Source organism: Candidatus Eremiobacteraceae bacterium, assembly GCA_035314825.1.
In the GTDB taxonomy this organism is placed as follows: Bacteria; Vulcanimicrobiota; Vulcanimicrobiia; order Eremiobacterales; family Eremiobacteraceae; genus JAFAHD01.
The window spans coordinates 1-11,637 of record DATFYX010000048.1 but is presented as its reverse complement, the minus strand read 5'-3'; the positions used below and the strand labels follow the sequence as shown (position 1 = coordinate 11,637).

Below are 11,637 nucleotides of genomic sequence, written 5' to 3'. Positions count from 1 at the left end.
TTTGCGATGTCGTTGGTGAAGACCGCGCCGGCCAACCCGTAGACGGTGTCGTTGGCGAGCTTGACCGCTTCGGCTTCGTCTTTGAAGCGCTGCACCACGAGCACGGGGCCGAAGATCTCTTCTTTGACGATACGCATGTCGGGCTTGGTGTTCGTGAAGATCGTCGGCTCGATGAAGTTGCCCTTGCGGCCCAGATCGCCGGACAGATGCTTGCCGCCGGTCTCGAGCTTGGCGCCCTCCTCGATGCCGGTCTTGATGTACGATTCGACTTTCTCGGTGTGCGCGCGGCTGATGAGCGGACCCATCTCGGTCTTCGGATCAAAGCCGTCGCCGATCGAGATCTGGCGCGCGCGTTCCACCAGCCGCTTGACGAACTTGTCGTGGATCGAGTCTTCGACCAGAAGGCGCGAACCCGCCGAACATACCTGCCCGGCATTGGCGAATATCCCGAACAGCGCGTAGTCGACTGCGGTGTCGAAGTCGGCGTCTGCGAACACGATGTTGGGCGACTTACCGCCGAGCTCGAGCGAGATCTTCTTCAGGTTGCCGGTGGCGGCTTGCATGATCGAGCGGCCCGTCTTGGTGCCGCCGGTGAATGCGATCTTGTCGACGTCCGGGCTCTCCGCGATCGCCGCGCCGACGATCGGCCCCGAGCCCAGAACGATGTTCACAACACCCTTCGGGAACCCGAGCGCGGCGATGAACGTCGCCAGGCGCAAGACTGTGAGCGGCGTCAGTTCGGACGGCTTGAGCACGCACGTGTTGCCCGCGGCCAGGGCCGGCGCGAGCTTCCATGCGGCCATGAGCAACGGATAGTTCCACGGGATGATCTGCCCGCACACGCCGATCGGCTCGCGGACCACCATCGTCTGCGAGGCCGCGGGGACGTCGAACGTCTGGCCCTGCGGTTTGGTCGCCAGTCCGCCGTAGTAACGGAAGCAATTGGCGGCATCGGTCACGTCGTATTCGGTCTCGCGCAACGGCTTGCCGTTGTTGAGCGTCTCCATGCGCGAAAGCTCCGCCGCGTGCTCTTCGATCGTATCCGCAAGTTTGAACAGCAGCTTCGCGCGATCCAGCGCCGCAGTGTCGCGCCACGGGCCGCTGTCGAACGCGTCGCGCGCCGCGGCGATCGCCGCCTGCGCATCCTGCACGGTGCCCTCGGCGACTCGCGCCACGATTTCCCCGTCGCTGGGATTGACGAGCTCGCGCACGCCGCCATCCGAGGCGCCGACCCAGGCGCCGTTGACGTACATCAGACAGACGCCGTCCTTGGTTTTGAGATTCTTGAGAAGGTCTTCAGACACTGCGAGCATCGTACTCTTCCTTATTATTATCCGGTTCGAAGCGCAGCCGCTAGGCTGGTACCGCGGCCCGCTCGACCGCCTCGAGCGATTCGGCCAGCGCCTTGCAGACGTAATCCGCTTGTTCCTCGGTGATGGTCAGGGGCGGTTCGACCCGCACCACCAGCGCGTTCACCAGCGTTCCCGCCACGAGCACGCCGCGCGCCAGCATCTCTTTGCCGAACGCGAAGCCCAGTTGATTGCTCGCGAATTCCAGCGCCATGAGCAGCCCGCGGCCCCGGACGTCGAGCACGATGCTCTCGTGGCCGGCCGCGCCCTTCTTCATCCCGGCGAGCATGCGCGCGCCCATGCGCGCGGCGCGCTCGGGCAGCTTCTCGTCGATGAGCACCGTGATGGTCGCAAGCGCGGCCGCGCACGCCAGCGGGTTGCCGCCGAAGGTGGTGGTGTGCAGGAACGGGTTGTTGAACAGGCGCGAGAACACGGCCTTCGTGCCGACGACCGCGCCCGCGGGCACGACGCCGCCGCCGAACGCCTTGGCCAAGCACAGCAGATCGGGCGCGACGCCGTACTGCTCGCAGCAGAACATCGTGCCGGTGCGCCCCATCCCGGTCTGCACTTCGTCGAGGATCAACAGCGCGCCGTACTCGTCGCACAATGCCCGCACGCCCGGCAGATAATCGTCATCCGGGATGTTGACGCCGCCCTCGCCTTGGATGGGCTCTAAGATGACCGCGCCGACCTCCTCGCCCACCATCTTCAAGGTGTGCATGCGGCGGCGCAGCTCCACCAGATCGTTGAACGGCACGTGTTCGATGTTCGGCAGCATCGCGCCGAACGGGCGCCTGAATTCGCCTTTGGCGCTGGCCGAGAGCGCGCCATAGCTCTTGCCGTGGAATCCTTTGGTGGCGCCGATGATCGTCTGCTTCGCCGGATCGTATGCGCGCGCGAGCTTGAGCGCCGCTTCGATGGCTTCGGTGCCGCTGTTGCAGAAGAACGCGTATTCAAGCTCGCCCGGCGTGAGCAGCGCCAGCGTCTTCGCGAGCATGGCGCGCAGCGGATCGAGCAGGTCCTGGCTGTGCAGCGGCTGGCGGCGCAGCTGATTGGCGACCGCTTTGACGACTCGTGGATTGCGGTGGCCGACGTTGAAGATGCCAAAACCGCCGAGGCAGTCGATGTACTCGCGCCCGTTGACGTCGCGGTAGGCGTTCAAGCCCGCATCCGACCATTCGACAGCCGCGAGCGCGTGTTCGACCGTCGTCGCCTTGCGATATTCGAGAAATCCCGGATTGACGTGATCGCGGAAACCTTCGACCGTCTCCTCCGTGATCCAGGCGGCGTCGGCCGGCGTGATCTCCTCTTTGTCGATCAGCGCCAGGACTTTCTTGGCATAGGCGTTCGCTTCCGCGACGTTCTGTTTTACGATTTTGTCGTCTCCTCCGGTCGAATAAATTCGACCGCTCCATTCAGTCCGGTTCGACCGCTCCATTCATCTCAAGACGGCGTCGCACGCCGCCGCCATCCTCTTCAGCCCCTCTGCGAGATCCGCATCGCTGATCACGAGCGGCACGAGCACGCGCAGGACGCAGCCCTTGGCGCCCGCTGAGAGCATCAGCAAGCCGCGCTCGCGCGCCGCCGCGATGATCTGTTTGGTCGGCGGCTCCGCGCCGGACGAGTGCTTGAACTCCATCGCCATCATCGCGCCGCGCCCGCGCACGTCGCCGATGCGCTCGGGATAGCGGCGTTTGAGATCGAGCATCGCGGCTTGCACGTTGTCGCCGATGCGGGCCGCCCGCTCGACCAGATGCTCTTCCTCGAACACGTCGAGCACCGCCAGCGCCGCGGCGCACGCGAGCGGATTGCCGGCGTACGTGCCGCCCAAACCGCCGGGCGCGGGCGCATCCATGATCTCCGCGCGCCCGATCACCGCCGCGAGCGGCAGTCCGGCGGCGACGCTCTTGGCGACGCACAGCAGATCGGCTTCGATGCCGGCATGCTCGATATCGAACATCGCGCCCGTGCGTCCGAAGCCGGTTTGAATCTCGTCGCAGATGAGCACGATGCCGTGGCGCGTCGCGATCTCGCGCAGCGCCCGCAAGAATTCGACGGGTGCCGGCACGAAGCCACCCTCGCCCAAGATCGGCTCGAGGATGATCGCCGCGACGCGATCCGGGGCGACGTCCGATTCGAAGACGTCCTGCAGCGCCGCCAGAGCGCGCTGCGTCGTCCATCCTTGATATTCGTACGGGTACGGCGCGTGGTAGATCTCGCTGCAGAACGGCCCGAAATGCTGTTTGTACGGCTCGTTCTTGCCGGTCATCGAAAGCGCGAGCAGCGTGCGTCCATGATAGCCGTGCTGGAATGCGATCACGGCCGGCCGGCCGGTGAACTCACGCGCGATCTTGACCGCGTTCTCTGTCGCCTCGGCGCCGGTGCTCAGCAACAGCGTCTTCTTGCGGCTGGGGCCGGGTGCCAGGCGATTGAGCCGGCGCGCCAGCTCGACGTACGAATCGTACATCGCCACTTGAAAGCAGGTGTGGCTGAACCGTTCGAGCTGGGCGCGGATGGCGGCGGTGATCCGCGGATGGCTGTGGCCGACGTTGAGGACGCCGATCCCGCCGACGAAATCGATATACTGCTTGCCGTCGACATCCCACAGCGACGCGCCCAAGCCGCGTTCGATGAAGATCGGATGGGCGTTGCCGACGCCGCGCGCGACCTCGGATGCACGCAACTCGAGAAGCGAGGCTGTCCGTGACGTTGCGATGGCCACGTTCTCAGCGTCCTTTCCTGTCCCGAAATATGGCTATCTGAATGCTCTGCTTGTAGTGTATCAATGTCCGAGTGCCGAAAGCCACGTGCCCAAAGCACAAAATATCGCTCTGTCTTAGTACCGGCGGCACATTGAACGTACACGATGCGTTAGCGACTGAGTCGCTGCGTGAAGCCAAGGTCGTGGCGGGTTCCCAAGGCCTCGAGCGCGAGGTCCGCTGGGCCCACGTGATCGACATGCCCGACCCGGCCCCGTGGGTCCGGCCCGGCCAGTTCTTGCTGACCACCGGATTCGCATGGCCGAAGTCCGAGCACGACCAGCGCGCGCAGATCCGATCCCTCACCGGCGCGGGGCTTGCAGCGATGGCGCTGGCGGTGCCGCGTTATCTCGACCATTTCACGCCGGCCGCCAAGGAAGAGGCCGATCGACTCGGGTTGCCGCTGCTCGAGATCCCGTTCGAGGTCCCGTTCGCGCAGATCACCGAGGAATTGCACCGCGCGATCCTGGCGGAGCAGTACCGCGTCATCGAGCGCTCCGAAGAGATCCACCGCGAGCTGACGCTCGCCGCGACGCGCGGCTCCAACTTGCGCGACCTGGCGCGCACGCTCGGCGAGCTCATCTGGCGCTCCGTCACGTTCGAAGATCCCGATGGCAAACTGCTCGCGTTCTACGAAGCCGGCGGTGACGAGGATGCGGTGCGCCGCGAGACGGTGCGGGCAGAGCACAGCCCAGCCTCGATGATCGACGCGATGGAAGCCAAGGGGCTGCTCGCGCAGGTGCGAGCAAGCTCGGGCCCGTTGCGCATCGAGGCGATGCCCGAGGTCGGCTTGGCCAGCCCGCGCGTCGTGTGTCCGATCCGCATCGGCTCCGAACTCGTCGGGCTGGTCTGGATCATCGAAGGCGACTCGAGCCTGTCGGAGCTCGACAACCGCGCCGCCGAGCAGGCGGCACTCGTCGCCGCGCTGCACATCGCCCATCAGCGCGAATTGGCGGGCACCGAGGCGCGCCTCGGCTACGCTTCGTTTCTGTCGTTGCTCGAGGGCGCCGAGGACGATCCCCAGGCGATCGAGCGCGCGCGCCTGCTCGGGTTCGATCCGCGCGGCCGGCATCGCGTCGGCATCGCCGTCATCCCTGAGCCGCTGCCGCTGAGCCGCGAGGCATTTCTACGGCGCGAGCGGGTCGCGGAGCAGCTGCGCAGCCGCCTCGCGGCCACGGGCGCGCGGCCGCAACTGACCGCACAGCTCAACCGCGTCGCGTTCTTGCTGCCCGAAGACGTCGAGACGCACGACATCGTCGCCGGACTGAGCGACGATGGCGTGACGGTGTTCATCGGCAGGGCGTACGCCGGAACCCAGGGCGCGCGGCGCAGCTACCGCGAGGCGCAGTCGCTGCTCAACTACCAAAACGGCGCGCGCGTGAGGACGTACGAGGACGCCCTCGTGCCGCGCGTGCTGATGGGCGATCCCGGCGCGCGCACCGCGTTCATCGAGGACCTTTTCGGCGCGCTCAAGGCGCGCCGCGGCGGCGAGGCGCTCACCAAGGCGCTGCTCACGCTCGCCGCATCCGGTTTCAACTTCAAGGAGACGGCCGAGACGTTGGGCATCCATCCCAACACGCTGCGCTATCGCCTCACCCGCGCGGTCGAAGCCACCAAGCTCGATCTTGAAGATCCGGACGTTCGCTTCCGATTGCAGCTCGCCGTTCGCGTTTTGGAGTTCCTCGCCAAAGACGAGAAGGAAAATTGTGGCATCCGGACATAGTCGGAGGCTTTGTTTCTTAGTACACTCTTAACAAGAGCTGCTTGACGTTCTGTCAGGAGTTGTCGCATGTCGTTGTATAGGATTGCGGTCGCGTCGCTAGCGGCCGCTTGTCTTTTCGCGTTCGCGGAGCCGTCGCTGGCCGGCACGACCGGCGGCATCACCGGGAGGGCGGTCGACGCGACCAATAGCGGCCCGGTCGCCGATGCAGCGGTGACCGTCACGTCGCCCTCGCAGAACGCGTCGACGAAGACGGACGCGAACGGGCACTTCAGCTTTATCTCGCTCGCGCCGGACACGTACACCGTGACCGCTTCGAAAGAGGGCTACAGCGCGCAGAGCGTTCCGGGCGTCACCGTGATCTCGGACCAGACGCGTACGGTCACCATCGCCTTGCAGCGCTCGGTCAGATCGCTCGGAGCGGTCGTCGCGACCGGCAGCACGTCGCTCGTCCGCCCCGGCACGACCAGCAACGTCTTCTCGATCAACTCCGCCGGCCAGAAAGCGACGCAGGCGCTTGCCGGTTCGGGCGGTTTGAACCAGGCATACGGCGCGATCTCCAGCGCGCCCGGCGTCGTGTACCAGCAAGGCCAGCAGGGCTGGTATCAAAACGTGTACATCCGCGGCGGCGACAACGACCAGGTCGCCTACGAGCTCGACGGGATTCCCGTCATGCGCGTGTCCGACAGCGCGCCCGTCTCGACGCTGTCCAACCTCGGCCAAGCCGAAGTGCAAGTGTATACGGGCGGCACACCCGCCTCGGCTGAAGCGTCCGGACTCTCAGGGTACATAAATCAGGTCATCCGCACCGGCACCTATCCGGGGTTTGCCAATCTTTCGTTCGGCATCGGCTCGCCCGCGTTGTACAACCGGTCAGTGGAAGAGATCGGCGGCGCCTCTCCCAACCGCCTTTTCAGCTACTACGTCGGCTTCGCCAACTCGGCGCAGTCGTTCCGCTACGGCGACCAGAACAACGGCGTCAGCAATCCGCTCTTCTTCTTCCCGCTGTCGATCGGCTCACCACTCAACGGCACGGTGTACGACGGCAACGGCACGGCGATCTTCGCGCCGGGCGTGACGTATGCGCAGGCGACCAACACTGACCAGGAAGCGATCGGCAACTTCCACTTCGGACTGCCCCACAAGTACGATTCGGGCAAAGACGATATCCAAGCGCTCTACATTTATAGCAACATCTTGCAGAACTTCTACAGCTCGCAGAACGATCTCGGCCTGAACGTGCCGTCGACGCTGATCGACGTGTACGGCTCGAGCCCCATGACGTATCTCGACATCCCCGTCTATAACGGCTCGATCTATCAGCCGCCGAATACATCGAACGTCGAGACCATGCTCTTCCCCAACACGGGGACCGACCGCATGCCGCTCGCGGCGATACCGCAGAGCGAGCGCGAGGGCTCGCAAAACGGCATGGCGCTGTTCAAGCTCCAGTATCAGAAGAATTTCAACGCGCAGACCTATTTGCGCGTCTACGGCGCCTCGAACTACAATTGGTGGTTCATCACCGGGCCGATCAGCGCGAATCTGACCTACGGCGATCAGCTGCCGGACTATGAAGTCATCGGACACAACTGGCAGGGCACGGCGATCTTCTCGCGCCAGATGAGCGACAAGCATCTGCTCAACGCGACGGTCTCGTATTTCACCGGCAAGCTGCAGACGTACTCGATGGGATTCACCGACGGGTTCATGACCAACTTGGTGGATGCGGGCGGCAATTGCTATGACGGCGCCACAGGGGCATACTCGACATGCTTCGATACGACGTCCGGCTCGACGTCGCGCGGCACCGCATGCACGGGAGCGATCACGCTGCCGCCATGCACCTACAATCTTACGCCTGCCATGCCGCCGGCACTCACGCCAGCCGCTAACAACGGCGCCCAGTGGCTCATCACCGAGAACGGCCAAAACGCACAAGTCGACAACGTGCGCCCGGACTTCACCTCTGCGTCGCTGAGCGATCAATGGCGCCCAGGCGACAAGACGACGATCAGCCTCGGCCTGCGTTTGGAGAGCTACACGTACACGCTGCAGAATCTCGAGAACGGCTATCCGGCGCGTGCGTTCTGGTTCCAAGCCTACAATCGCGAGTTTTGCTTCGGGCCGGGCGTCGGTCCTGGCCTGGGCCTGCAGCAGACCGGCATCGATCCAGTGACCGGGCTGCCGATGCCGTGTCCGGCGAACACGTCACCCGTCAACCTGCAGAACTACGCCGGCGGCAAAGTCACCGACGTCGTGTGGGAACCGCGCATCGCCTTCACGCAGGCGTTGACGCCCGACACGGTCATCCGCGGTTCGTACGGCCGCTACTCGCGGCCGGCTCCGACGTCCTATCTGGAGTTCAACACGGTCCAGCAGAACCTGCCCAGCTTCATCGGCTCGTTCCTGTCCTTCGGTTATAACTCGCCGTTCCACGAGACGCACGCCGACATCGCCAACAACTACGACATCTCGATCGAACAGCACATCCCGCACACGGACATGTCGTTCAAAGTCACGCCCTTCTTGCGCAACACCCAGAACCAGATCCAGTACCTGTCGCTCAACGCGCAGGGCGTCGTCGACGGGCTCAACGTCGGCCAGCAGCGTTCGCAGGGCGTCGAATTCACCTTCACCAAGGGCAACTTCGCCAGCAACGGCATCGCGCTGCTGCTTTCGGCCACCTACACGAACAGCACGATCAAGTACGGCAATTTCCCGAACGGCCGCAATATCGTCGACCTGCTCAACGAGTACGTCCAGAACTACAACTCGTACACGTCGGCCTGCGCGACGGCGACGTCCAGCCTGACGGGCCCGTGCGGTCTGAGCGGCAACGCGCTTGCCCATCCGTGCTTCCTGGCCGGCAGCACCACGCCGGACGATACGTGCGCCCCGGGCTCCATCGCCAATCCGTACTTCAGTCAGCCCATGCAACCGCTCTTCGATCGCAACGGCTCGTACACGACCTACGACCAGATCCCGGCGCCGTTCAACAACGCGATCGGCTTTGCGACGCCATTCGAGTCGTCGCTCGTCATCAATTACAAGCACGGACCGTTCACGGTGACGCCCAGTTTCACGTATAGCACGCAAGGCAAGTACGGATCGCCGTTGATCTGGCCCGGCTACGACCCGACGACGTGCACCGGAACGTCGAGCGGCAACACCGCGAATACGCAGACCTGCTCGAACTACATGTTCATCCCGGACAAATACACCGGCCGCTTCGACAACCTCGGCGCGTTCGCGCAGCCGCAGCGGCTGACGATGGGCTTGTCGCTGGGCTACGACATCAATCCCCACGTGACCACGACGCTCACGTTTGCGAACCTGGTCGACCAGTGCTATCAGCATCATCAGCCCTGGGATAACGGCTCGACGTGCATGTACGCGCAGTTGGCGTCTAACCTGCTCGCGCCGGCCGGCAACTTTGTGGCCAACCCGCCCGTGCAGCTGGCGTATCCGTACGGCAACTGGTACAACAACATCGAAATCGGCCAGGAAGGCCAGAAGTTACCCATCCAAGCGGTGCTCCAGGTCAACTTCAAGCTGTAAGGCGCGGCGATCTGTGGCGCGCACCGAGCTCACCGGCCTGCTGCGCCGGATCCACGCCGCATACCGGCAGGCACGTCAGACCGGCGTGCCGGCCGATGAGGTCTTCGAGCGCCAGACGTTCGCGCGCCGCCGCTTCATCGAGCAGACGGCCTGCGCGGCGCTCGTGCCCGTCATATGGAGCGGTCGAATTCATTCGACCGAAAGCCTGCTCGCAGCGAATGGGCCACGTATCGCGATCGTCGGTGGTGGACTCGCGGGCGTGACGTGCGCCTATCGTCTTAAACAGGCCGGCATCGCCAGCACGATCTATGAAGCGGGCGGCGGGCTCGGCGGCCGGACCTGGACCCTGCGCGGTTTCTTCGACGAGGGGCAGACCGCTGAGAACGGCGGCGAGTTCATCTCGAGCGAGCACGTGGCGATCCGGCGCCTTTCGGCCGAGCTCGGCCTCGCGTTAGACGACCTGCGGGCGTGGGATGCCAAACAGCACGACAGCGGGGACGTCTACTGGGTGAAGGGCCGGCGCTATCCCATCGCGGAGATGCTGCGCGACTACGCGACGGTCTTCCCCAAACTCGAACAAGCCAACGCGGCGGCGGGCGACACGCGCTACGATCACCACACGCAGGCGGGCTATGAGCTGGACCACATGTCAGCGCGCCAGTGGATCGAGCACAACGTGCCGGGCGGCCTCGGGTCCAAGATCGGCTGGTTGCTCGACATCGACACCACCACCGAGAACGGCGGCGAATCGAGCGAACAGAGCTCGCTCGAGCTGATCTACATGCTCGCATACATGCCCAGCTATAATCCCAAGGGCGGCTTTTACCTCGTCGGCACCGATGAGCGCTATCGCGTGCACGAAGGCAACGATCAGATCGTCGCGCGTATGGCGCGCGCATTGCCGGCTCAGTCGATCAATCTGAACACGCGCCTGCAGGCGCTGCGGCGGCGCTCCGACGGCACGTACGCGTGCACGTTCTCCACCTCCCAGCACACCTTTGACGCCGCGTTCGACCACGTCGTCTTGGCGCTACCGTTCACAACCCTGCGCCAGTGCGATCTTTCGCAGGCCGGCTTCTCCAAGGTGAAGATGGCCGCCATCAACCAGCTGCCGATGGGCACGAGCACGAAATTGCACGTCCAGTTCAAGGAACGTCTATGGTTCGCGCAGGGCTCCAACGCCGCGACGTATTCGGACACCGGATATCAGCAGACGTGGGAAGACACGCGCGCACAGGCGGGCACGGCCGGCGTGCTCGTGGACTACACCGGCGGCCGCCTCGGCGCGTCGTTCGATGCGCCGTCGTTCGGGCCCGCGTCAACCCAGTACGTGAACCGCTTTCTCGGGCAGCTCGAGCCGGTCTACCCCGGAATCGGAAAGCTGTGGAACGGCAAAGCATTTCTCGACAATTGGACCAAAGATCGCTGGCATCACGGCTCGTATTCGTATTGGGGCATCGGCAATTGCACGACGTTCGTCGGCATCGAACCCGTGCGCCAGGGCAACGTGCACTTCTGCGGCGAGCAGTGCTCGCTCGCGTTCGGCGGCTTCATGAACGGAGCGGTCGAGACCGGCGAGTCCGTAGCGCACGAGATCACCGCCGACGTCAAGGGCGTTGCCCATGCCGTTTGAAGCCGAAGCGACCGCCGGCGGAGCGGGGCTGCGCCGCGACATCCTCGGTTTCTGGCACATCGCCGCGCAATCGGTCGCCAATATCGCGCCGTCTGCGACCCCGGCGCTGGTCGTCTCCCTCATCTTCGGGATCACCGGCAACGGCTCGTGGCTGGCATACGTCTTGGCGACGGCGATCTTGCTGCTGGTCGCGCTCAACGTCAACCAATTCGCGCGCCGCTCGGTCTCGCCGGGCTCGCTCTACACCTTTGTCGCGCAGGGGCTCGGCCCGACCTGGGGCGTGATCTCCGGCTGGTCGATGGTGATCGCGTATCTCATCATCGGCGGGTCCGTGCTGGCGGGCTGTGCGAACTACGTCACCGTCGTCGCGCACGAATTCGTCGGCTCGAAGTTCGACAGCGTGCTCACGGTCGGGGCGATGGTGCTTGCGGCAGTCGGCGCCTGGTACATCGCGTACCGCGACGTGAAGCTGTCGACGCAGCTCATGCTCTGGATCGAGTTTGCGTCGATCGCGCTCATCATGACGCTGTCGTTCGTGTACTTCTTCAAGCGCGGCACCTTGGTGGACACGCCGCAGCTGGTGCTGGCGGGCGTCACGCCGGCGACCATCGGCCA

7 protein-coding genes are annotated in these 11,637 nt (G+C 64.7%); 4 read left to right on the top strand and 3 right to left on the bottom strand.

Going from position 1 to position 11,637, the window contains the following annotated elements; all coding sequences use genetic code 11:
* The 3 genes from VKF82_06615 to gabT form a co-directional block, all read right to left on the bottom strand.
* Positions 1-1,313: aldehyde dehydrogenase family protein (locus tag VKF82_06615; GenBank protein HME81733.1), on the bottom strand; the 1,313-nt coding region annotated here is incomplete at its 3' end.
* Between the two features lie 40 nt (positions 1,314-1,353).
* Positions 1,354-2,787 carry a putrescine aminotransferase gene (locus VKF82_06610; GenBank protein HME81732.1) on the bottom strand — a complete coding sequence of 478 codons (1,434 nt, stop codon included), beginning with the start codon at positions 2,785-2,787 and terminating at the stop codon, positions 1,354-1,356.
* A complete protein-coding gene (gene gabT, locus VKF82_06605; protein HME81731.1) occupies positions 2,788-4,071 on the bottom strand; it encodes a 4-aminobutyrate--2-oxoglutarate transaminase in 1,284 nt (427 codons plus the stop codon).
* A 71-nt stretch (positions 4,072-4,142) separates the two neighbouring features.
* On the opposite strand from gabT, the gene VKF82_06600 reads away from it, so the two are divergent.
* From VKF82_06600 to VKF82_06585, 4 genes are all read left to right on the top strand, one after another.
* Positions 4,143-5,831: a PucR family transcriptional regulator ligand-binding domain-containing protein gene (locus VKF82_06600; GenBank protein ID HME81730.1), complete on the top strand. Its 1,689-nt coding sequence runs from the start codon at positions 4,143-4,145 to the stop codon at positions 5,829-5,831.
* A 66-nt stretch (positions 5,832-5,897) separates the two neighbouring features.
* On the top strand, positions 5,898-9,389 hold the full coding sequence (locus tag VKF82_06595) for a TonB-dependent receptor (GenBank protein HME81729.1): 3,492 nt from the start codon (positions 5,898-5,900) through the stop codon (positions 9,387-9,389).
* 13 nt (positions 9,390-9,402) lie between these two features.
* The gene (locus VKF82_06590) at positions 9,403-11,022 is read left to right on the top strand and encodes an NAD(P)/FAD-dependent oxidoreductase (protein ID HME81728.1); all 1,620 of its coding nucleotides are present in this window, start codon (positions 9,403-9,405) and stop codon (positions 11,020-11,022) included.
* Positions 11,012-11,637, top strand: a 626-nt coding sequence (locus VKF82_06585; GenBank protein ID HME81727.1) for a hypothetical protein, incomplete at its 3' end; no start/stop codon positions are given. The genes VKF82_06590 and VKF82_06585, both read left to right, overlap by 11 nt.

Bases quoted from the DNA above. Each gene is read 5' to 3' on its own strand.
- VKF82_06610 (HME81732.1), bottom strand. From the start codon at position 2,787: ATGGAGCGGTCGAACCGGACTGAATGGAGCGGTCGAATTTATTCGACC.
- VKF82_06595 (HME81729.1), top strand. From the start codon at position 5,898: ATGTCGTTGTATAGGATTGCGGTCGCGTCGCTAGCGGCCGCTTGTCTT.